18 protein-coding genes, 1 tRNA gene and 1 pseudogene are annotated in these 22,105 nt (G+C 73.8%); 10 read left to right on the forward strand and 10 right to left on the reverse strand.

The window, feature by feature from the left end:
• The first annotated feature begins 141 nt into the window (after window positions 1-141).
• From asnB to ACRAS8_RS02350, 5 genes and pseudogenes are all read left to right on the forward strand, one after another.
• Complete coding sequence (gene asnB, locus ACRAS8_RS02330) at window positions 142-1,986, forward strand: asparagine synthase (glutamine-hydrolyzing) (RefSeq protein ID WP_438484053.1); 1,845 nt, start codon at window positions 142-144, stop codon at window positions 1,984-1,986.
• A gap of 65 nt (window positions 1,987-2,051) precedes the next feature.
• Complete coding sequence (locus ACRAS8_RS02335; protein ID WP_438484054.1) at window positions 2,052-2,480, forward strand: MarR family winged helix-turn-helix transcriptional regulator; 429 nt, start codon at window positions 2,052-2,054, stop codon at window positions 2,478-2,480.
• Window positions 2,481-2,683: 203 nt separating this feature from the next.
• Window positions 2,684-4,090: an L-seryl-tRNA(Sec) selenium transferase gene (selA, locus tag ACRAS8_RS02340; protein ID WP_438484055.1), complete on the forward strand. Its 1,407-nt coding sequence runs from the start codon at window positions 2,684-2,686 to the stop codon at window positions 4,088-4,090.
• A 55-nt stretch (window positions 4,091-4,145) separates the two neighbouring features.
• On the forward strand, window positions 4,146-5,969 hold the full coding sequence (locus ACRAS8_RS02345; RefSeq protein ID WP_438490327.1) for a SelB domain-containing protein: 1,824 nt from the start codon (window positions 4,146-4,148) through the stop codon (window positions 5,967-5,969).
• A gap of 343 nt (window positions 5,970-6,312) precedes the next feature.
• Window positions 6,313-6,448, forward strand: a pseudogene (locus ACRAS8_RS02350) (GNAT family N-acetyltransferase); the annotation flags it as partial.
• Window positions 6,449-6,628: 180 nt separating this feature from the next.
• Here ACRAS8_RS02350 and ACRAS8_RS02355 read toward each other — a convergent pair.
• Together ACRAS8_RS02355 and ACRAS8_RS02360 are read right to left on the reverse strand one after the other, a co-directional pair.
• On the reverse strand, window positions 6,629-6,850 hold the full coding sequence (locus tag ACRAS8_RS02355; RefSeq protein ID WP_438484056.1) for a hypothetical protein: 222 nt from the start codon (window positions 6,848-6,850) through the stop codon (window positions 6,629-6,631).
• 186 nt (window positions 6,851-7,036) lie between these two features.
• A tRNA-Sec gene (locus tag ACRAS8_RS02360) sits at window positions 7,037-7,129 on the reverse strand.
• A 101-nt stretch (window positions 7,130-7,230) separates the two neighbouring features.
• Between ACRAS8_RS02360 and selD the strand changes: the two genes are divergently transcribed.
• Entirely contained in the window at window positions 7,231-8,316 is a 1,086-nt protein-coding gene (gene selD / locus ACRAS8_RS02365) for a selenide, water dikinase SelD (protein WP_438484057.1), read from the forward strand.
• A gap of 24 nt (window positions 8,317-8,340) precedes the next feature.
• Here the strand turns inward: selD and fdh are convergent, their stop codons facing one another.
• The 3 genes from fdh to ACRAS8_RS02380 form a co-directional block, all read right to left on the reverse strand.
• On the reverse strand, window positions 8,341-11,538 hold the full coding sequence (fdh, locus tag ACRAS8_RS02370) for a formate dehydrogenase (RefSeq protein WP_438490328.1): 3,198 nt from the start codon (window positions 11,536-11,538) through the stop codon (window positions 8,341-8,343).
• A gap of 160 nt (window positions 11,539-11,698) precedes the next feature.
• Entirely contained in the window at window positions 11,699-12,658 is a 960-nt protein-coding gene (gene nrfD / locus ACRAS8_RS02375) for an NrfD/PsrC family molybdoenzyme membrane anchor subunit (protein WP_438484058.1), read from the reverse strand.
• Window positions 12,655-13,569 carry a 4Fe-4S dicluster domain-containing protein gene (locus ACRAS8_RS02380; RefSeq protein ID WP_438484059.1) on the reverse strand — a complete coding sequence of 305 codons (915 nt, stop codon included), beginning with the start codon at window positions 13,567-13,569 and terminating at the stop codon, window positions 12,655-12,657. Before ACRAS8_RS02380 ends, nrfD begins: the two co-directional genes overlap by 4 nt.
• A gap of 272 nt (window positions 13,570-13,841) precedes the next feature.
• Between ACRAS8_RS02380 and ACRAS8_RS02385 the strand changes: the two genes are divergently transcribed.
• From ACRAS8_RS02385 to thiI, 4 genes are all read left to right on the forward strand, one after another.
• Window positions 13,842-14,864, forward strand: a complete 1,023-nt coding sequence (locus tag ACRAS8_RS02385; RefSeq protein WP_438484060.1) for a DUF1259 domain-containing protein — start codon at window positions 13,842-13,844, stop codon at window positions 14,862-14,864.
• A gap of 212 nt (window positions 14,865-15,076) precedes the next feature.
• The gene (locus tag ACRAS8_RS02390; RefSeq protein ID WP_438484061.1) at window positions 15,077-16,696 is read left to right on the forward strand and encodes an ABC-F family ATP-binding cassette domain-containing protein; all 1,620 of its coding nucleotides are present in this window, start codon (window positions 15,077-15,079) and stop codon (window positions 16,694-16,696) included.
• 377 nt (window positions 16,697-17,073) lie between these two features.
• Window positions 17,074-17,976 carry a glycosyltransferase family 2 protein gene (locus ACRAS8_RS02395; protein WP_438484062.1) on the forward strand — a complete coding sequence of 301 codons (903 nt, stop codon included), beginning with the start codon at window positions 17,074-17,076 and terminating at the stop codon, window positions 17,974-17,976.
• Window positions 17,977-18,088: 112 nt separating this feature from the next.
• Window positions 18,089-19,384: a tRNA uracil 4-sulfurtransferase ThiI gene (thiI, locus tag ACRAS8_RS02400; RefSeq protein ID WP_438484063.1), complete on the forward strand. Its 1,296-nt coding sequence runs from the start codon at window positions 18,089-18,091 to the stop codon at window positions 19,382-19,384.
• Here thiI and ACRAS8_RS02405 read toward each other — a convergent pair.
• The 5 genes from ACRAS8_RS02405 to ACRAS8_RS02425 form a co-directional block, all read right to left on the reverse strand.
• Window positions 19,359-20,198, reverse strand: a complete 840-nt coding sequence (locus ACRAS8_RS02405; RefSeq protein ID WP_438484064.1) for an ArsR/SmtB family transcription factor — start codon at window positions 20,196-20,198, stop codon at window positions 19,359-19,361. The two genes, thiI and ACRAS8_RS02405, sit on opposite strands and share 26 nt — an antisense overlap.
• 101 nt (window positions 20,199-20,299) lie before the next feature.
• Window positions 20,300-20,776, reverse strand: a complete 477-nt coding sequence (locus tag ACRAS8_RS02410) for an Hsp20/alpha crystallin family protein (protein ID WP_438484065.1) — start codon at window positions 20,774-20,776, stop codon at window positions 20,300-20,302.
• A 141-nt stretch (window positions 20,777-20,917) separates the two neighbouring features.
• Complete coding sequence (locus ACRAS8_RS02415) at window positions 20,918-21,136, reverse strand: hypothetical protein (RefSeq protein ID WP_438484066.1); 219 nt, start codon at window positions 21,134-21,136, stop codon at window positions 20,918-20,920.
• A 5-nt stretch (window positions 21,137-21,141) separates the two neighbouring features.
• The gene (locus ACRAS8_RS02420; protein ID WP_438484067.1) at window positions 21,142-21,369 is read right to left on the reverse strand and encodes a DUF1918 domain-containing protein; all 228 of its coding nucleotides are present in this window, start codon (window positions 21,367-21,369) and stop codon (window positions 21,142-21,144) included.
• 150 nt (window positions 21,370-21,519) lie between these two features.
• Entirely contained in the window at window positions 21,520-21,993 is a 474-nt protein-coding gene (locus tag ACRAS8_RS02425; protein WP_438484068.1) for an Hsp20/alpha crystallin family protein, read from the reverse strand.
• Window positions 21,994-22,105 lie beyond the last annotated feature (112 nt).

Raw genomic sequence — 22,105 nt, forward strand, 5'->3', positions numbered from 1 at the left:
GAGCGCCGACCACCGCGGCGCATCCCCGCGCGCCCCTCCCGCGCGCTGCGCCCGGTTGACGCGACCGGCATCCCGGCACACCCTCATTACATAGGTGCTCGATACAACCACCTCTGGTGGTTCGGAGCGGGAGGACACGGCATGTGCGGCATCACCGGCTGGATTTCCTTCGACCGCGATCTGCCTTCCGAGCAGAAGACCGTGGACGCGATGACCGCGACGATGTCCTGCCGCGGCCCCGACGACCGCGGCACCTGGGTACGCGGCCCGGCCGCGCTCGGCCATCGCCGGCTCGCCATCATCGACCTGCCCGGCGGACGCCAGCCCATGACCGCCCAGCGGCCCGACGGCACCGAGGTCGTCCTCGTCTACTCCGGCGAGACCTACAACTTCGGCGAGCTGCGCCGCGAACTGGCGGACCGCGGCCACCACTTCACCACCGACTCCGACACCGAGGTCGTCCTGCACGGCTACCTGGAGTGGGGCGAAGCGGTCGCCGAACACCTCAACGGGATGTTCGCGTTCGCCGTCTGGGACGAGCAGCGCCGGCGGCTGGTGATGGTCCGCGACCGGATGGGCATCAAGCCGCTCTACTACTACCCCACCGCCGACGGCGTGCTGTTCGGCTCCGAGCCCAAGGCGATCCTCGCCAACCCGCTCGCCGGGCGGCGGGTGGGACTGGACGGCCTGCGCGAGCTGTTCTCCTTCGTCAGGACGCCCGGACACGCCGTGTGGGACGGCATGTACGAGGTCGAGCCGGGCAGCGTCGTCGCCGTCGACGCCGACGGAGTGCGCCGGCACGTCTACTGGTCGCTGCGCACCCGCGCGCACCACGACGACCGGGAGACCACGATCGGTCACGTCCGGACCCTGCTCGACGACATCGTCCGCCGCCAGCTGGTCTCCGACGTCCCGCGCTGCACCCTGCTCTCCGGCGGCCTGGACTCCTCGGCGATGACCGCCCTGGCGGCCCGTCAACTGGCCGAGACGGGCGAGACGGTGCGCAGCTTCGCCGTCGACTTCGTCGGCCAGACCGAGAACTTCGTCGCCGACGACCTGCGCGCCACCCCCGACACCCCCTTCGTGCACGACGTGGCCCGGGTCGCCGGCACCGACCACCAGGACATCGTGCTGGACTCCGCCGCCCTGGCCGACCTCGACATCCGCGCCAGGATGCTGCGGGCCCGCGACCTGCCGATGGGCCTGGGCGACCTGGACGCCTCCCTCTACCTGCTGTTCAAGGCGATCCGCGAGCACTCGACGGTGGCGCTGTCCGGCGAGTCGGCCGACGAGGTCTTCGGCGGGTACAAGCAGTTCTTCGACGAGGACGCCCGCAAGGCCGCCACCTTCCCCTGGCTCGTCCGCCAGACCCAGCACATCGGCGACGACGGGACCATCCTGACCTCCGATGTCGCCGGCGCCCTCGACCTGCGCTCCTACGTCCAGGACGGCTACGACCGCGCCGTCAAGGACGTCGAACGGCTCGACGGGGAGAGCGACTTCGAGTTCCGGATGCGGGAGATCTGCTATCTGCACCTGACGCGGTTCGTCCGGATCCTGCTGGACCGCAAGGACCGGGCGAGCATGGCCGTCGGACTGGAGGTCCGGGTCCCGTTCTGCGACCACCGCCTGGTCGAGTACGTCTACAACGCCCCCTGGTCCCTGAAGTCCTTCGACGGCCGGGAGAAGAGCATCCTGCGCGAGGCCACCGCCGATCTGCTGCCCAGGTCGGTGTACGACCGGGTGAAGAGCCCGTACCCGACCACCCAGGACCCGCAGTACGTCGTCGCGCTCCAGCAGCACGCCAAGGACCTGCTGGCGCGCCCCTCGCACCAGGTCTTCGACCTCGTCGACCGCGACCGGCTGCGCCGCACGGCGCACCGTGAGGCACCGCGGATCACCCGGGCGGCACGACGCGGCCTGGAGCGGACACTGGATCTGGCCCTGTGGTTGGAGATGTACTCCCCCGCCCTTACGCTCACTTGATCCACGGCGAGCCCTGAGCAGGGGGTCCACGGCGGCCCGGTGCGGTACGTAGGGATGGGTGAGCGATGACAATCGGCGACGACGCGGCGCTCCAACTGGTGGTCTCCCTGCACCGGCTCACCCGGAGCCTGCGCAGGTCCGCCACGGCGGGCAGCATCCAGCTGACCCATGTCGCCGTGCTGGCGCTGCTCAACCAGCGCGGCCCGTCCCGGATCGGGGAGATCGCGCAGTGGGTGCCCTGCTCCCAGCCGACCGCCACCGCGGCGGTCCTCGGCCTGGAGTCGGCCGGCCTGGTGCGCCGCGAGGCCGACCCCAAGGACCGGCGCGCCAGCCGGATCCTGCTCACCGAACGCGGCGCCGCGGCGCTGGCGGACCTCGCCCGCGGTGAGGCACAGGTGCTCACCCGTCGCCTCGCCGCGCTCCGTCCGGAGGAGATCCGCAAGCTGACCGAGGTCGAGCCGCTGCTCCGCCGCCTCGCCGAGGCGGGCGACTGACCGGCGGCCGCTCCGGCCCTGCCCTCGGCCTCCACTTTCCCTCGCCCGCCCCCGGCACCGGCATCCGGATCAATTGCGTCCGTAACGGCGCTACCGCCCCACTCGGCCGGGAAGGGCTGCCCATGGCGCACCGCCGGCCGACTGGCTGGCTGGCTGGCGACCGGACGGTGCGGCAGGGCGGCCCACGCGAGGAAGGGCGGACGATGCGGGACGAGACAGCGGTGCGGGTCGCGGAAGCGGTGCGGGCCGACGAAGCGGTGCGGGCCGACGAAGCGGTGCGGGCCGAGGACGCGGTGCGCGCGGCGCCCGGGACGGATGATGACCCCAGGCGGCAGGTGCCCCGCACCGACGCCGTACTGGCCGACCCACGGCTGGCCGCGGCCCTGTGCCGACTCGGCCCCGGCGTCGTCAAACCACTGGTGACGGCGGCCCAACAGCAGGCGCGCAACGGCGAGTTGTCCGCCTCCGAGATCACCGAGACGGTCCTGCGAGCCCTGCCCCGGAACGCCGGCGGGCTGCGCCCGGTACTGAACGCGACCGGGGTACTGCTGCACACCAACCTCGGGCGGGCCGCGCTGTCGGCGGCGGCCCGCGCGGCGGTGGCCGACGCCTGCGGCTGCACCGATGTGGAGCTGGACCTGGGCACCGGCCGGCGTGCCCGGCGCGGCGCCGCCGCCCTCGATGCCCTGCTGCGCGCCGTCCCGGCAGCCGAGGCGGCGCACGTGGTCAACAACGGCGCCGCCGCCCTCGTCCTGGCCGCGACCGCGCTGGCCGCCGGCCGCGAGATCGTCGTCAGCCGCGGCGAGTTGGTGGAGATCGGCGACGGCTTCCGGTTGCCTGAGCTGCTGGTGTCCACCGGCGCCCGCCTGCGGGAGGTGGGCACCACCAACCGCACCACCGCCGACGACTACCGGGCCGCGCTGGGCCCGGACACCGGCTGTGTCCTCAAGATCCACCCCGCCAACTTCCGGATCACCGGCTTCACCCGGGCCGCGACCGTCGCGGAGCTGTCCCGCCTCGGCGTCCCTGTCGTCGCCGACATCGGCTCCGGACTGCTGGCGCCCGACCCGCTGCTGCCGGACGAGCCGGACGCGGAGAGCTGGCTGCGGGCCGGCGCGTCCGTCGTCACGGCCAGCGGCGACAAGCTGCTCGGCGGCCCGCAGTGCGGACTGGTACTGGGACGCGCCGAGCCGGTACGCCGGATGGCACGGCACCCGTTGGCACGCGCCCTGCGCACCGACAAGCTGACGCTCGCCGCGCTGACCGCGACCGTCCGCGGACCGGCCACCCCCACCCACCGGGCCCTGCACACCGATGTCCGGCAACTCCGGTCGCGCGCCAAGCGACTGGCCGAACGCCTGCGCGCCGCCGGCGTGGACGCGTACGCGGTGGCCTCCGAGGCGACGGTGGGCGGCGGCGGTGCCCCGGGCGTCGTCCTCCCCAGCGCGGCACTGTCGCTGCCGGAGCCGTTCGCGGCGCGGCTGCGCACCGGTACGCCCGCCGTACTGGGACGCGTCGCGGGCGGGCGGTGTCTGCTGGATCTGCGGGCGGTGCCCGCGGAGGAGGACACCGAGCTGGCGGAGGCGGTCCGCGCCGCCGCGCACCGGTGACCCGGTGAACCGCGTGGCGGGCAACGACGACGGAGATGCGCGGGCGCCCGACCGGATGCATGTGCTGGCCACCGCCGGTCATGTCGATCACGGCAAGTCCACGCTGGTCAAGGCGCTGACAGGGATGGAGCCCGACCGCTGGGAGGAGGAGCGCCGCCGTGGCCTCACCCTCGATCTGGGGTTCGTCTGGACGCGGCTCGGCCCCACCGGCCCGTCCCTCGCCTTCGTCGACGTCCCGGGCCACGAACGGCTGGTGGGCACCATGCTCGCCGGGGTCGGCCCGGTCCCGGCGGTCCTTCTGGTGGTCGCCGCCGACCAGGGCTGGCAGCCGCAATCGGCAGAACACCTCGCCGTCCTGGACGCGCTCGGGGTGCGGTACGGACTGCTGGCGGTCACCCGCAGCGACCTCGCCGACCCGGAGCCGGTGCGCCGGGACGCGCTGACGCGGATCGCCGCCACCTCCCTGGGCCGCGTCGCATCCGTACCGGTCAGCGCCACCACCGGCACCGGCCTCGCCGAACTCCGGGTGGCTCTCGCCCGGTTGACGGGCAGCCTCCCCGCCCCGGACCACGACGCCGACGTCCGGCTGTGGGCGGACCGGGTCTTCTCCGTCCGCGGCCGGGGCACGGTGGTCACCGGCACGCTCGGCGGCGGCACCCTGCGCACCGGCGACCGGCTCGTCGTCGCGGACGGCGACGGGGTCCCGGGCGCGGGCGCGGAGGTCCGGGTGCGGGGCCTGCAGTGCCTCCGGCAGGAGCGTACGGAGGTGACGGCGGTGGCGCGGGTGGCGGTCAACGTGCACGGCCCGGGCGAGGCGCGCGTCCGGCGAGGCGGCGCCCTGCTCACCCCCGGCCGATGGACCGGCACCGGCCTGATCGACGTACGGCTGCGCGGGGACGACACCACCGCGCTCCCCCGCCACCTGATGCTGCACGCCGGCACGGCCGCGGTCCCGGTCACGGTCCGCCCCCTCGGCCCGGACACCGCCCGGCTCACCCTCCGCCGCCCGCTCCCCCTACGGGTCGGCGACCGCGCCCTGCTCCGCGACCCGGGCCGGCACCGGGTCCCGGGCGGCATCACGGTGCTCGACGTCCGACCGCCCCGGCTGGCCCGGCGCGGCGACGCGGCCTCCCGCGCGGCGGTGCTCGCCACGCTGACCGGCACCCCGGACGCCACCGCCGAACTCCGCCGCCGCGGCCTGATCCGGCGTCAGGACCTGCTCGCGATGGGCGTACCGGCCACCGGGACGGAGGTCGCCCCCGGATGGCTGGCCGACCCGTCCCACTGGACCCGGCTCCGCGCCCGCCTCGCCGCCGCCGTCACCGCACACGCCACGGACCACCCCCTCGCCCCCGGCCTCCCCACCGAGGCCGCCCGCCGGCTGCTCGGCCTCCCGGACCGCGCCCTCGTCCACGCGCTCCTGACGACACCCGGCACCCCACCCCTCCACCACCGCGACGGCCGGATCCACGACACCACCGCACACCCGTCCCTCCCACCCCGCGTACGCACAGCGGTCGACACGGTCCTCCGCGACCTCGCCACCGCACCGTTCCGCGCCCCGGACGCCGCCCGCCTCGCCGAACTCGGCCTCACCGCCCGCGAGTTGGCGGCGGCCGAGGCCGCGGGCATGCTGTGGCGCCTCACCGACGGCATCGTTCTGCGCCCCGGCGCCGACACCCGGGCCGCCGCCCTCCTCGCCGCCCTCCCCCAGCCCTTCACCCTCAGCGAGGCCCGCCGCGCCCTCGACACCACCCGCCGGGTCACCGTCCCCCTCCTGGAACACCTGGACCGACAGGGCCACACCCAACGCCTCAACACCACCCACCGCCGCTGCCGCACCGCCACCGCGGGCGGCCCGCCGCTGCCGCCTCCGTGACATCAAGGGCAGAGCTTGCCAGCGTCACCCAAACGCGGTAATAGCCTCAGACCATCCAGCGGAATATCATCTTCGGCATGGCGCCCACATGCGTCCCAGACGCCACCGCCGAGGCCAACGAACGTATACGCGCGTTCATGGCCGCCCGTGTCGGTCGGCCACTATGGCCCGAAGAGCAAGCCGAGTACGAGCAACTGCTCGCCGCTTGGACCGACGCGATACACACCCGCCGGCCCACGAACTGACCACCACAGCGCCTCGACCCGCCCACGCGGGGCCGAGGCGCTGTCCGTTCGCCCGCCGCACCAACCGACCCCCGCCCCACGCCCCGAAACCACCGCCGTACGTCCGCCACGGCGTGTGCGAACGCACCGGGTCGGCCGCCGCGTTCTGGGTGCCATCGGAGGCACAGGACAAGGCCGTTCCCGACGCGGAGACCCTCCAGGAACTCGAAAGCATCATCGGCGACCGGGCCACCCAGGGCCACAGCCCAACGCTGTGGACCATGTGGCGCGAACCCCGCCGGCAACGCTGGAAAACCGCCTGCCGATATCTCGAATCGCCGCGGCACCGCACACAGCAGCGCCCCCGCTCTCACCCTCGAATGAGCATGAACGGAGGCGTCGCACCGTATTCAAGGATCTGCCCCTGAGGGGAGTTCAGTCGTTCAGAAGAAAAGCGCCGCTCACCACTCTTTGCAGACCTTCGGTGATCGGCGCGGTTCCGATCCGGGCAGTTCCGTTATTGGGCCCGTCCGCATGGGCGGTACCGGCTCCAAGGACGATCAGTACTGAGGCCGTTACTGCTGTGGCGAGAACAGTCAGGCGCTTCATCAGGGACCTCCATTCGTCAAGGCGACTTATCGGCAGGATCATCGCCATCTTTCCCGCCACCACCCGAACCCCCTCCGGCAAACGGCCATGTCACTCCAACGTGCGCCGGCACTACAGGCCATCTGCGGCCGGGGGCGGCCGTAGAATTCGGACCATGGCGACCACGTGCGTCAGCGCGGCGCTGAGATGTGCGCGCGCCCCTGTGCCGGCTCGGGCGCGCTGCAATCACCGGGACGGAGGCGGACGGGAATCGAACCCGCCTGTCCGAGATCCTCGGACACCTCGGTTTTGAAGACCGGGAGGGCCACCAGGCACCCTCACACCTCCCCGTCCGGCGCCGGCGGGCGGCCGCGGCCGCAGCGCGTCGACGGACCCGGCCCAAGGTACCGGGCCGGCCGGGAGGTGCCGCGGAACCGGGACGGCACGGCATGGCGGACAGCGGAGACGGGACGGTGGTGGTTGTGGAGGAGGTGTCGGGTGTGGCGGCCGTGCGGCTGACGCAGTATGCGCGGGGTGGGGGTTGTGCCTGCAAGATTCCGCCGGGGGAGCTGGAGGCGGTGGTGGCCGGGTTGGGCCGGGGTGGGGGTGGGGGTGTCGCCGGGGGGCTGGAGTTGGTGGTGGGGCTCGAAACCGGTGATGACGCGGCGGTGGTGCGGTTGGGCGCGGGCGGGGGCAGGCCCGGAGAGGGGACGGGCGGCGGGGTGGCGGTGGTTTCGACGGCGGACTTCTTCACGCCGGTGGTGGACGATGCGTACGACTGGGGCCGGATCGCGGCGGCGAACGCGCTGTCGGATGTGTATGCGATGGGCGGGGAGCCGGTGCTGGCGGTGAATCTGCTGGCCTGGCCGCGGGAGGTGTTGCCGGCCGATCTCGCGCGGGAGGTGCTGCGCGGCGGGCTGGACGTCGCGTCGGCGGCGGGCTGCCATGTGGGCGGCGGTCACAGCATCGACGATCCGGAGCCGAAGTACGGGATGGCGGTGACCGGGATCGCCGATCCGGAGCGGTTGCTGCGCAACGACGCCGGGGTGCCGGGGACGCCGCTGTCGCTGACCAAACCGCTCGGCGTCGGGGTGTTGAACAACCGTCACAAGGTGACCGGGGAGCGGTTCGAGGAGGCGGTGGCGACGATGGCGGCGCTCAATCGGGACGCGGCACGGGCCGCGGTGGCGGCGGGTGCCCGGTGTGCGACCGACGTCACCGGGTTCGGGCTGCTGGGCCATCTGTTCAAGCTGGCGCGGGCCTCCGGGGTGACCGCGGTGCTGGACGCGGCGGCGGTGCCGTTGCTGGACGGCGCCCGGGAGGCGGTGCGGGACGGATACGTCAGCGGCGGCACCCGGCGGAATCTGGAGTGGGTCGCGCCGCACACCGACTTCGGCTCCGCGGACGAGGCGACGCGGCTGCTGCTGGCGGACGCGCAGACCTCCGGTGGGCTGCTGGTGGCCGGCGAGGTGCCGGGCGCCCCGGTCGTCGGCGAGCTGGTGGCGCGGGCGGAGCGCACGCTGGTCGTCCGCTGAGCGGGCGCGGCGGGGCCGCCGCCGTCAGGGTTCCCGGCCGGTGTCCTCGGTGATGCCGGCGCGCCGGCGGTAGGCCGCGACCAGGGTCGCGGCCGCCGGGCCGCGCGGCCGCCGTCCCGGGCGGATGTCGCAGGTCAGCGCCTTGGCTTCCTGGATGTGGGTGTTGGGGTCGAGGGACAGGTGGAGGAGTTCGTTGGCGGCGTCGCCGGTGCTGTAGCCGTTGGGTCCCCAGTGGTAGGGCAGGCCGATCTGGTGGACCCGGCGGCCCTGGACGGTCAGTGGCAGCATCCGGTCGGTGACCAGCACCCGGGCCTCGATGACGCCGCGGGCGGTGACGATCGTGGCCCAGCCGGTGTGGGCCAGTCCCCGTTCGGCGGCCAGTTCCGGTGACACCTCGCAGAAGAACTCCGGCTGGAGCTCGGCCAGGTAGGGCAGCCAGCGGGACATGCCGCCGGCGGTGTGGTGCTCGGTGAGGCGGTAGGTGGTCACGACGTACGGGAAGACGTCCGCGCCGGGTGCGGCGCCGGCGGGGTGGAAGCGGTCGGCGGGGTGTGGCCGCAGCAAATGCCGTACGGGGTTGTGCTGTTGGGGGTGGAGCGGGTTGGTGAACGGCGACTCCTGCGGTTCGTAGTGGGTGGGCAGGGGGCCGTCGACGAGGCCGGCCGGGGCGTACAGCCATGCCTTGCCGTCGGCCTGCATGACGAAGGCGTCGGTGCCGGAGAGCGCGTCGGCGCCGGTGGCGTCGGGCGGCGGGCGGTGGTCGGGCGGGGTGGTGGCGCGGAAGTCGGGGACGTCGTGGCCGGTCCAGGCGGCCCGGTCCGGGTCCCACCACACCAGGGCCTTGCGGGCGCTCCAGGGTCTGCCGTCGGGGTCGGCGGAGGCCCGGTTGTAGAGGATGCGCCGGTTGGCGGGCCAGGCCCAACCCCAGTCGGCTGCCACCCAGTTCTGGTCCCGGCCGGGCTTGCGGCGGGCCGCCTGGTTGACCCCGTCGGCGCGGACGCCGCAGTAGATCCAGCAGCCGCAGGCGGTCGAGCCGTCCGCGGCGAGCTGTGTGTAGGAGGACAGCGGACGGCCGTCGGCGTCGCGGCCGTTGATCTCGGCGAGCACCGCCTCGGCGTCCGGTTCGGCGTGCGCGCCGTGGGTCGGGTAGTCCCAGGTCAGGTCGCGGACGGGGTGGTCCATCGGGTCGTTCGAGGCGGCCAGTCTCGCCTTGATGAGGCGGCCGAGGTGGTAGGTGAACCACAGGTCGCTGCGGGCGTCGCCGGGCGGTTCCACCGCCTGGTGGTGCCATTGCAGCATCCGCTGGGTGTTGGTGAAGCTGCCGTCCTTCTCGGTGTGTGCGGCGGCGGGCAGGAAGAAGACCTCGGTGCCGATGTCCTCGGTGCGCAGTTCTCCGGTGGCGATCTCGGGGCCGTCCTGCCACCAGGTGGCCGATTCGATCAGCGAGAAGTCGCGGACCACCAGCCAGTCCAGGGCGGCCATGCCGAGCCGTTGCAGCTTGGCGTTGGCGGAGCCGACGGCCGGGTTCTCGCCCATCAGGAAGTAGCCCTTGCAGACGCCGTCGAGCTGGGCGTGGACGGTCTCGTAGGTGCTGTGCGTGCCGGTCAGGCGGGGCAGGTAGTCGAAGCAGAAGTCGTTCTCCTCGGTGGCCGCGTCGCCCCAGTACGCCTTGAGCAGGCTGACCAGGTACGCGCGCAGGTCGCCCCAGTAGCCCTTGCGCGGCGCTCCGGCGGCCACGAACGCGGCCAGATCCTGTCCCTGGTGGGCGTGGCGCATGGGGAGGTAGCCGGGCAGCAGGTCGAAGAGGGTGGGGATGTCGGTGGAGCCCTGGATGGAGGCGTGGCCGCGCAGTGCCAGGATGCCGCCGCCGGGGCGGCCGACGTTGCCCAGGAGGGTCTGCAGGATGGCGGCGGCCCGGATGTACTGGACGCCGACGGTGTGCTGGGTCCAGCCGACCGAGTAGGCGAACGCGGTGGTGCGGTCCCGGCCGGAGTTCTCCGTGAGCAGGTCGCACACCTGCCGGAACAGCTCACGCGGTACCCCGCAGACCTCCTCGACCAGCTCGGGGGTGTACCGGGCGTAGTGCCGCCGCAGCACCTGGAAGACGCACCGGGGGTGAGTGAGGGTCTCGTCGCGGCGGGGCTCGCCGTGGCCGTCGGTGCGCAGGGGGTGCTGCGGGTCCCGTTCGCCGGCGGCCGCCCGCATCTCGGCGTCCTCGTACTGCCAGCTGGTGGTGTCGTAGACGCGGCCGTCCCGGTCCAGGCCGGAGAAGACGCCGGCCAGGTCCTCGGTGTCGCGGAAGTCCGCGCCGAGGACGACCGGTGCGTTGGTGTACGCGACCACGTACTCACGGAAGTACGCCTCGGTGCGCAGGACATGGTTGATCAGGCCGCCGAGGAAGGCGATGTCGCTGCCGGCGCGCAGCGGGACGTGCAGGTCCGCCAGGGCGCTGGTGCGGGTGAAGCGCGGGTCGACGTGGACGATCTTCGCGCCGCGGGCCTTGGCCTCCATCACCCACTGGAACCCGACCGGATGGCACTCGGCCATGTTCGAGCCCTGGATGACGACGCAGTCGGAGTTCTGCAGGTCCTGCTGGAAGGTGGTCGCGCCGCCGCGGCCGAACGAGGTTCCCAGACCGGGAACGGTGGCGGAGTGTCAAATACGTGCCTGGTTCTCGATCTGCACCGCGCCCAGGGCCGTGAACAGCTTCTTGATGAGGTAGTTCTCCTCGTTGTCCAAGGTGGCGCCGCCCAGACTGGCGATGCCCAGCGTGCGGCGGGTGCGGAGCCCGCCGGCCTCCCACTGCCAGCCCTTGCGGCGGGCCTCGACGACCCGGTCGGCGATCATGTCCATCGCCGTGACCAGGTCGATCCGCTCCCAGCGGCTGCCGTACGGGCGGCGGTAGAGCGCGTGGTGCTCCCGGGCCGGGCCGGTGGTCAGCTGGAGGCTGGCCGCGCCCTTGGGGCACAGCCGGCCGCGTGAGACGGGCGAGTCGGGGTCGCCCTCGATCTGGGTGACCCGGCCGTCCTGGACGTAGACGCTCTGGCCGCAGCCCACCGCGCAGTACGGGCAGACGGAGGGGACGACCTTGTCGGCGGTGCGGGTGCGTGCGGTGCGGCGCGCGGTGGCGGCGCTCTTGGCCGCGGCTCCCCGTCCGGTCGGGTCGTCGCCGGTCAGCTGCCGGTAGACCGGCCAGCCCTCGATCCACGTGCGCACGCCCATGGCGATCGGCTCCTCTCCCGCTCCGGTCCGGCGGCCCTCGGGGCCGCGCCCGCCCGGGCCGGCCATGTCCTGCCACGATCCGATGGTTCCTGCCACGATCCGACGGTGACCGGACGCCCCGCAACCGGAGCGCGTCCGGGCCCGGCGGGGCGTCGGCGGCTCACCTCAGCCCGCGGGCGCGCAGCCGCTCCCGTTGCGGCACAACGGTGTACCGGGGGTCCTCGGCGGAGGCGACGCCGGCGTGGAAGACCCCGAAGCGGAGCGCGGCGGAGCCGGCGAGCAGGGCGGCGCCGGCCAGCGCGGCGGTCCGGCGGCCGCGCCGTCCGGGGCCGGCGGCCAGCAGCGCGCCGCCCGCGGTCAGCGCCTGCGCGGCTCGCATCAGGACCCCGGCACGGCCGGTGCGGTACGGCTCCGCGGCGAGCCCGGTCCGCCGGGTCAGCAGGTGGGTCGCACCCGCCTCCAGGGCGGCGCCGAGGACCGCGAGCCGGCGCGCCGGGCCGGCCTCTCGCACCGGAGCGGCCAGCAGGCCGAGGCCGGCCGCGGCGGCGGCTCCCGAGCCGGCGAAGGCGAACGGCAGCTGCCGGTACCCCTCGTGCCAGGACGGTACGGCGGTGTCACTGAGGAGGACGGCGGTGTAGGTGGTGACGGCCGGTCCCAGGGCCGCCGCGGCGGCGGTCGCGGCCGCGCCGGCCCGCCGGCCGCGGCCGGTCAGCTCGCTCAGGGCGGCGCCGACCGCCAGCGGCGCATAGCCCGCGAGCAGCCAGGAGCCGAGGTTCATCGGCGAGGTGGGCTTCAGGACCCGCAGCATGTGCAGGAAGCGGGCCGGCCGGCCGAGGTCGTGTACGAGGGCGCCCAGCGAGAGGGTGATCGCCGTCGACGCCCCCGTCTTGGCGGCGCGGGCGAGCCGGAGGCGGCCGGTGCGGTGGGCGCCGGCGGCGAGCAGGGAGGAGCTGCCCGCCAGTCCGCCGAGGAAGACGTAGCCGGCGATGTCGAGGGGCTGCCAGGTCGGCTTGTTGAGCACCGGGCGGCCGTAGTAGGAGGCGAAGTCCGCCCGGGGGACGACGGGCCGCTCGCCCTTCCCGCCGCGGTCGCGCCGGCCGCTGGTCCTGGACTGCGTCAACGGTCCCTCCTGAGGAAACTGACGGCGACTCCGGCGGCCAGGGTCGCGGCGGCCGCGGCCGCGTAGCGCCACATGGCCGGCAGGTCCCGGGTGGTGACGACGGGGTCCGGCGGCAGCCCGTAGACCTCCGGCTCGTCCAGCAGCAGGAAGAACGCGCCGTCCCCGCCGACGCCGTCGTGCGGGCTCTCCCCGTAGAGGCGGGCCTCGGCGACGCCGGCGGCGTGCAGCCGGGCGACCCGGACCGCGGCCCGCTCCCGCAGTTCCTCCAGCGGTCCGAACTGGATGGAGTCGGTGGGGCACGCCTTGGCGCAGGCCGGTTCGGCGCCGGCGTCCAGCCGGTCGTAGCACAGGGTGCACTTCCACGCCCGGCCGTCGCCGGGCCGCTGGTCGATGACGCCGTAGGGGCAGGCGGGCACGCAGTAGCCGCATCCGTTGCAGATGTCCTCCTGGACCACCACGGTCCCGAACTCGGTGCGGAACAGCGATCCGGTGGGGCAGACGTCGAGGCAGGCGGCGCGGGTGCAGTGCTTGCACACGTCGGAGGACATCAGCCAGCGCAGTTCGGTGCGGCCGTCGGGGGCGGGCGGACCGGCGGGCCCGGGCCCGGGTGGCGGGCCGTCCGGGGCCGTGCCCAGCCGTGCGGCGGCCCGGAAGACATCGACGTCCGCGTGGTCGTCCGCGGGGGTGCGGCGCTGCTCGACGAAGGCCACATGGCGCCAGGTGTCGGCGCTCAGCCGCTGGGAGTTGTCGTAGGACATGCCGGTCAGTTCCAGGCCGTCCTCGGGGAGGGCGTTCCATTCCTTGCAGGCCACCTCGCATGCCTTGCAGCCGATGCAGACCGAGGTGTCGGTGAAGAAGCCCATGCGCGGCGGCGAGTCGCCGTGGCCGGCGGCCCGGTCGTGGTCGGTCATGGGCGGTTCCTCCTCCCTGCGCTCCGCTCAGTCTCGGCGCTGCCGCCGGCCCCGGCACCGGCCGCCGGGCAATCGGGGGAGCCGGCCGCGCGGGCGCCCGGAGGGGCCCGGGACGCCGGAGCCGTCAGCGGGACCGGCCGTCCGGCCGCGCTCCCTCACCCATCACGATGACCGCTTAGCCCAGCTGGCCCGCAACCACGGGGAGACCCGCCATCAGTTCGGGGATGCATGCAACTCCTCCTGAGGGAGGTCACGGTGGAGGTATTCACGTCATGGCTGGAGACCGACAGCAGACCCCCGACCCGCGCGCGGGTTCTCCTCGGCGGCGCGTACTGGCCGCGGCGGCCTTCGCCCCGCTGCTGGCCGCGGCGCCCACCCCGGCGCGGGCCCGTCCGGCCGCCCTGCCGGGCGGGTCGGCCGGGGCGCTCGCGCCGGCGCCGCGGAAGCTGATCGAACCGGTCCAGACCGCCCTCTCCCACTGGAAGTCGGTGGCCGGCACGATGGGCCGGACCGGCGACATGAAACGCAAGGTGATGTACCACACCGGCCTCCCCCGCCGGGACCTCAAGGTGGCCTCCCATCGCGTCCACGTCAAACCGGCCCTCGCACTGGGCTCGCACGTCTCCTTCGTCCGCTACGCCGACGACAGCACGCTGCTGATGGGCGACGTGGTGGTGACCGAGGACGAACTCCAGGGTTTCGTCGACACGTTGCAGAAGCACGACCTCGCCGTGACCGCCCTGCACAAGCACCTGCTCTCCCAGCGGCCCGACATCTGGTGGGTCCATGTGCACGGGCACGGCGACGACCCGGTGGTCCTGGCGCGCGGTATCCGCAAGGCGTTCGACGGCACCGGCACCCCGCTCGCGAAGGAGTCCGACGAGGACGACGACGTCGATCTGGACACCGACGGGATCGACGACGCGATGCGCGCCAAGGGGTCCGTGGACGACGGCATCTACAAGTGCATCTTCGTCCGCCGGGAGAAGATCACCGACGGCAGGCTGGTGCTGCCGCCGGGCCTGGGCTCGACCAGCGCCTTCAACTTCCAGCCGCTGGGCGACGGCCGGGCCGCGGTCAGCGCGGACTGCTGCATGGTCGCCGACGAGGTCCAGGACGTCCTGCGGGCGCTGCGGAAGGCCGACGCCAAGCTCGTCGAGCTGCACAACCACGGTCTGACGGACGAACCCCGGCTGTTCTTCGTCCATCTGTGGGCGGTCGGCGACGCCGTCCGGCTCGCCCGCGCCCTGCGCCGCGCGGTGGACGCCACCGACGTCGTCGCGGCCGGCAGCTGACCCCGCGGCCCGGACGGCCCGCGCGAAAATGCCGGGCGGGCCGGGGGCCCCGCGCAGTACGGTCCGGGCATGGTCGATGTCGGTGCGGACGGGTACTCCGGGCAGCGGGACGGGGCGGATCGCGCTGCCGCCGGCGCGCCACGGTGTGCCGGTCCACGGCATCGAATGTTCTCGGTTTTCTCCGTTTTCTCGATGTCGGTTTGGGTCGCTTTATGGGGCATGTAGAAGTCGCGCACGTGGAGTACTACCTTCCGGACGGGCGGGTGCTGCTCGACGACGCCTCCTTCCGGGTGGGCGAGGGGGCGGTGGCCGCGCTCGTCGGGGCCAACGGCGCGGGCAAGACCACGCTGTTGCGGCTGATCTCGGGCGAGTTGAGACCGCACGGCGGGTCGGTGACGATCAGCGGCGGGCTGGGACTGATGCCCCAGTTCGTCGGCTCGGTGCGGGACGAGCGGACGGTCCGGGATCTGCTGGTGGCGGTGGCGCCGGAGCGGATCCGGCACGCGGCGCACGCCGTCGACGACGCCGAGACGGCCATCATGGAGCGGGATGACGAGGCCGCGCAGATGCAGTACGCCCAGGCCCTGAGCGACTGGGCGGAGGCCCGCGGGTACGAGGCCGAGACGGTGTGGGACATGTGCACGATGTCCGCGCTGGGGGTCCCGTACGAGAAGGCGCAGTGGCGGGCGGTGCGCACGCTCTCCGGCGGCGAGCAGAAGCGGCTGGTGCTGGAGGCGCTGCTGCGCGGCCCGGACGAGGTGCTGCTGCTCGACGAGCCGGACAACTACCTCGACGTGCCCGGCAAGCAGTGGCTGGAGGAGCAGCTGCGGGAGACCCGTAAGACGGTGCTGTTCGTCTCCCACGACCGGGAACTGCTGGCGCGGGCGGCGCAGCGGATCGTGAGCGTGGAGCCCGGTGCGGCGGGCAGCGAGGTGTGGGTGCACGGCGGCGGCTTCGCGACGTATCACGCGGCGCGGGCCGAGCGGTTCGAGCGGTTCGAGGAGCTGCGGCGGCGCTGGGACGAGAAGCACGCCCAGCTCAAGCGGCTGGTGGCCGACCTGCGGCAGTACGCCTCGCGCAGCGACGAGATGGCCTCGCGGTACCACGCGGCGCAGACCCGGCTGCGGAAGTTCGAGGAGATCGGCCCGCCGCCCGAGCCGCCGCGCCCGCAGCGGATCACCATGCGGCTGACGGGCGGCCGCACCGGCGTCCGGGCGGTGACCTGCCGGCAGTTGGAGCTGACGGGGCTGATGAAACCGTTCGACCTGGAGGTCTTCTACGGCGAGCGGGTCGCGGTCCTGGGGTCCAACGGCTCGGGGAAGTCGCACTTCCTGCGGCTGCTGGCGGGGGAGGACGTCGCGCACGGCGGGCAGTGGAAACTGGGCGCCCGGGTGGTGCCGGGGCACTTCGCGCAGACCCACGCCCGGCCGGAGCTGATGCGGCGCACGCTCGTCGAGATCCTGTGGACCGAGCATGCGCACAGCCGGGGGCCGGCGATGAGCGCGCTGCGCCGGTACGAGCTCGACCGGCAGGGGGACCAGCCCTTCGAGAAGCTGTCCGGCGGGCAGCAGGCGCGGTTCCAGATCCTGCTGTTGGAGATCGGCGGGGCGACCGCGCTGCTGCTGGACGAGCCGACGGACAACCTCGACCTGGAGTCGGCCGAGGCGCTGCAGAAGGGCCTGGAGGCGTACGAGGGCACGGCGCTGGTGGTCACCCACGACCGCTGGTTCGCCCGCTCCTTCGACCGGTATCTGGTCTTCGGGCAGGACGGCAGGGTCCGGGAGACGCCGGAAGCGGTGTGGGACGAGCGGAGGGTGGAGCGCCGCCGGTAGCCCGGGCGGCGGCACCGGTGTCGCGGTCCGTCCCACCCGTGGGCGGCATCATCTCGGCCGTGTTCGGGCCGGATTCCGCTGGGCCGTTCGGGCTGCGGACGGCCGGGGCCGCACGATGCCGGGTCCGGAGGGACGTCCGCGCCGGGCGGCCGGCGCCGCGCGCGCCCGCCTCAGTACTCCGTCCCCGCCCCAGCGCCCCCACTGGTGCCGGCAAACGGCGGCTACCGCAGCGAGCGGGACGCGTCAAGGTGGTCAATTCCGGTACGAAAGGGTGCCGTTGACCCTTTCCTTGACGCGGTGGTTGACTTCCGGGCCGTCCCGCGTCACCCCACCGCCCCTCACCCCGCAGCACGCCGTCCCGGGAGGCCCGTCGGAGCATGAGGATCAGTGTCGTCATCCCCGCGTACCGCGCCCGGGACGTGCTGGAGCTGTGTCTGCTGTCCCTGGCCCGTCAGTCGCTCGAAGCGCCGCACTCGTCCGAGGTGATAGTGGTCGACGACGGCTCGGCCGACGGCACGGACCGGATGGTCGCGGGCCTCCCGTCCGGCCTGGACCTGAGCTATGTGTACGCGCCGCGCTCCCCCGCGTCCGGTCGCGCCCGGGCCCGCAACCTCGGGCTGGCGCGGGCGGCCGGCGACCTTGTGGTGCTGCTCGACGCGGACCAGGTGGTGGCGCCGACGTTCCTCGCCGAGCACGCCCGGGCCCATGCCGGGGACGACGGGGCGGTGGTCGTCGGCCGGCGGTTCCAGTTGGCGGACGGGCCGGTGGACCGGGAGCGGCTGCGCTACGAGTTCAGCTTCGAGGCGCTGCCGCCGGTGGTACGGGGCGACGAACGGGAGCCGGTGCTGGAGGCGTTCGGCTGCGAGCTGGCCGACCTGGAGACCGCCTGGCACTACCTGTGGGCGTGCAACGCGTCGGTGCGGCGGCGCCATCTGGTGGCCGCCGGCGGCTTCGACGAGGCGTTCGTCGGCTGGGGGTTGGAGGACTCCGAGCTGGGCTACCGGCTCACCCGGCGCGGTCTGCGGCCGCGCTACGCGCCCGAGGCGGGCGCCTATCACCTGCACCGGGAGCCGGTCTCCACGGTGCGGCACCGCGAGTGGCGGCGCAATCTCGCCTACTTCGCCGGCAAGCACGACGATCTGGTGGTCGCCCTGCAGCGGGCGTTCGAGCCGGCCATCGCCCCGGCCGGGCCGGGTCCGGGGCGGCACGAGTGCGCCCTCCGCTTCGAGCTCGCCGCCCGGGTGCTCGCCGGCCGCCACCGTGCCGCTCCGGTGGGCTGAGCCGGCGACGCCCGGGAAGCCCGCGTGTCTACCCTGGAGATGCGGCAGGTCCGCCGGGTGGGGAGCCGGTGGGCCGGGCCCCGGGCCGCACCACGACGCACGAAGGAGAGTTGTGTCCGGCGCACCACGCAATCCCCCCACCGGGACGCCCGGCCCGTACCGCTCCTGCGTGCTGCTCAAGCACGGCGAGATCTTCCTCAAGGGGCGCAACCGCCGGCTGTTCACCGAGCGGCTGCACGACAACCTCCGGCTCGCGCTGCGCGGCGTCGGCGGCTCGACGTGGATCAAGACCGCGCAGAACGTCACCGTGCTGGGCGGGCAGGTGCCGCAGGAGATCCTGGTCGAACGGGCCCGCCGGGTCATCGGTTTCAACTCCGTCGAGCCGGCGATCCGGGTGCCCAGCACCGTGGACGCGATCACCGCGGCGGCGGTGCGGACGCTGGGCGCGGTGGTGTCGGAGCGGCCGGCGGCGAGTTTCGCGGTCCGGGTCCGGCGCCGGGACAAGACGTTCCCGAAGACGTCGACGCAGCTGGAGGCGTATGTCGGGGCACGGGTCCAGGAGGCACTGGACGGGCTGCCGGTCGATCTCTCGCACCCGGGTGTCCGGCTGGCGATCGAGATCGACCACCGGGAGACGTATCTGTCCTGGGCCCGCTATCCGGGGCAGGGCGGGCTGCCGGTCGGGGCGAGCGGCCGCGCCCTGGTGCTGCTGTCCGGCGGCTTCGACTCGCCGGTGGCCGCCTACCGTGCCATGCGCCGCGGCCTGGCCTGCGACTTCGTCCACTTCACGGGTGCCCCGTACACCAACGCGTCCTCGGCGTACAAGGCATACGCGCTCGCCCGGGAGCTCAACCGCTACCAGCCGCCGGGCCGGCTGTACGTCATCGCTCTGGGGCGGGCGCAGCGGCAGCTGGCGGTGGCCGGGGCGGGCCGGCTGCAGGTGGTGGCCCAGCGGCGGCTGATGGTCCGGGCCGCCTCGGTGCTGGCCGGCCGGATCCGGGCACAGGCGCTGGTGACCGGGGACAGCCTGGGGCAGGTGGCCAGCCAGACGCTGGCGAACCTCGCCGCGGTGGACGAGGCCGCCGCGCTGCCCGTCGTCCGGCCGCTGGTCGGCTGGGAGAAGCAGGAGATCATCGACGAGGCGCGGGCCATCGGCACGGCGGACGTCTCCGTACTGCCGGACGAGGACTGCTGCCGGCTGCTCGCCCCGCCCCGGGTGAGCACCCGGGCCGCGCTGCCCCAACTGCACGCGGTGGAGCGGCGGTTGGACCTCGACGAGGTGATCGCGGAGCTGCTGGCCGGCGCGCAGGTCCTGTGGCCGGGCGGGGACGAGGCGGCGGGGGACACGGAAGAGGACACGGAGGAAGCCGGGGCCGCGGCGGCTACGCCCGCCCCGTCCCGGACGTGATCCGGGACGCCGGCTCCGGCTCCGGCTCCGGCTCCGGAAGCAGTTCGCCCGTCTCCAGCAGAGTCTTGAGGTTGGACAGCAGCGCGGGCCAGCCGTGCTGGATCATGCCGCGGGCGGTGGAGCCGGGCGCGAAGCCGTCGTGCACGACGGTGAGCTTCACCATCTCGCCGAGCGGCTCGATCTCGAACGTCACCTTCGAGCGCGGCTCGGCCGCGAGCCTGGCCCGCACGTCCTCGGCGATGCCGACGCTCTCGGCCCACTCGGGGGTGAAGGTGTGCCAGGTGTACGACAGCCGCCGGTGCGGGGTGGACTCCAGGACGACCTGTCCGGGGTCGGTGACGGTGGCCCCGCGCTCGGTCCAGACCATGGTCGAGCCGGTCCGCCAGTCCGTGGTGAACTCCGCACCCCAGTAGCGGCGGGTGAACGACGGGTCGGTGAGGGCCTGCCAGAGCCGCTCCGGTGTGGTCCGGATGTAGGTGGTGTAGACGAACGCGTCGCTGTCCATGGGGGGTGTCTCCAGTGCGTGTTTGAGGTCGGCGAGGGCCCGTGCCCGGTCGCGGTCGTAGTGGCTGATCCAGCGGTCGGCGAGGGCGTTGATGGGCTCGGCGTTGAGGTAGTGCAGCTTCTCCCGCCCCCGGCGGAGAGTGGTGATCAGGTTGGCTGCCTCCAGGACGGCCAGGTGCTTGCTGACCGACTGCCGCGCCATGTCCAGCTCCGCGCACAGCTCCCGCAGGGTCTGTCCGTTGCGGGCGTTGAGACTGTCCAGCAGCCGCCGGCGCCCCGGGTCGGCCAGTGCCTTGAAGACCTCGTCCACGCCCGCCTTGCCCTTTCCGCCGCCGTCATGCAGCCGTGTGGCTGCATGAAAACGATAGGCAGCCACTCAGCTGCATGTCAATCGCCGCGGGCCGTCGTGGGTCAGTCGGTGATCTCGATGTGCCGGGGCGTGGTGGGCTCCGCCTTGGGGATGGTCACGGTCAGCACGCCGTCGGTCAGGTTCGCCTTGACCTCGTCGGTCCGGACGTCGACGGGCAGCGCCGAACGGAACGTGAAGCGGCCGGTGCGGCGGGTGGTGCGGCGCAGTACGCCCTCGTGCCCGCACTCCTTGTACTCGCCGGTGATGCGCAGTTCCCGGTTGCCGAGCTCGACGTCGACGTCGTCGCGTTTCACGCCGGGCAGTTCGGCTTCGACGATGTAGGCGTCGTCGGTCTCGTGCAGGTCCGTCAGCGGCGCCCACTGGGTCCGCCCGGCGAGCGCGGTGCCGCCGCCGGCGGCTTCGAGCAGGCGGCCCATCCGCTCGTAGAGGTCGTCGAACTCCGAGGCGATCGGCTCACCCCAGGCCGGCAGGACCTGTTCCAGGAAGCTGCCGGGCCGGTGTCGTACGGGCATGTTCATCGCGGTCACCTCCGCGCCTCGATGGTGTGCGCATGGCGTTCGGCCGATGCGTTTCCGGCCCCGTAGGGTCTGCTTCCGGGGCCCGGTTCCATGCTGCGCGTCGCGCTCCGGCCCGGCGACTTCGCGGCCGGGCGGCGGGAGTCAGCCGAACAGGCGGGGCACCCGGATCGTCCGGACCGGGCGCTTCGGCTTCGGCTCCTGGTGCGGCGGCAGCCGGCCGCCGGGGAGTTCGTCGGCCCGCGGCGGGCCGTCGGCCGGACCCCGGGGCTTCTGGGCGCGGCCCGCCTGGCCGGCGCGGCCGCCCTGTCCCGTTCCGGCGGGCGTCGCGCGGCGCCGGCGAGCCGCCGCTTTGCGTCCCATGAGGACTACGCCCTGTGCCGGGGTGCGTCGGTCCGCGCCGGGCGCGCCCCGGCGGCGGCTTCGGTGACACAGCCCGGTCCGGGGAAGATCTCCGTCTCGTGGCCGTCCTCGTAGCGCACCCGGTACGGGGGTTCGCCGTCGCGTCCGAGCACCTTGACGACCGTGGCCCGGTGCTCCGGGCTGCCCACCGTGCGCCCGGTGAAGCGCAGTACGTCTCCCTTGTGCGCTTTCATCGCCGCTCACCCTTCCCTGCACTGCCGTGACTCTGCGCGCACACCCTCCGGAGGCCGCGCGCCCCGCCTGCTTCCAGTGTGCGTGCGCGGCCGCCGTCCGCACGAGGAGCCGGTGCCGACCGCCGCAAGGCCCCGTGCCGTCCTGGCCGTTCAGCCCTGGATCTCGATGTGGCGCGGCCTGGCGGCCTGCGCCTTGGGGATCGTCACCGTGAGGACACCGTCCGAGAGCCCGGCGGTCACCTCGTCGGCCTTGACGTCCACCGGCAGCAGCGCCCGGTACTCGAACGCCCCGGTGGGACGCCCGCCGTGGTGCAGCGCGCCCTCCCGCCCGGACGCCCGGAACTCGCCGGAGATGCTCACCTCGTGCTCGCCGACCTCGACGTCGATGTCCTGGCGGGTGATTCCGGGCAGTTCGCACTCGACCACATACGCGTCGTCGGTCTCGTGCAGATCGGCGGGCGGGGTGAAGGGCATCGTCTCGGCCAGCGACGAGGGGAAGGCGGGGAACGCGGCGGACTCCAGCAGGTGGCTCATCCGGTCGAAGAGTTCCTGGACCTCGGCCATCGGCCGGCCCATCCCGTGCTCCCACGGGCCGCCGGACCGGTGGCGCATCGGCAGATTCATCACGGGTCACCTCCCCGTACGGGCAGCGGAACGCCTCCGCTCCCTCCATGCTGGCCACGCCCGGCGCGGCGGCGCGAGTCGGACGGGCCGCATCCTGCTGACGGGGCGTCAG

The organism is Streptomyces sp. S186 (assembly GCF_051603415.1).
In the GTDB taxonomy this organism is placed as follows: domain Bacteria; phylum Actinomycetota; class Actinomycetes; order Streptomycetales; family Streptomycetaceae; genus Streptomyces.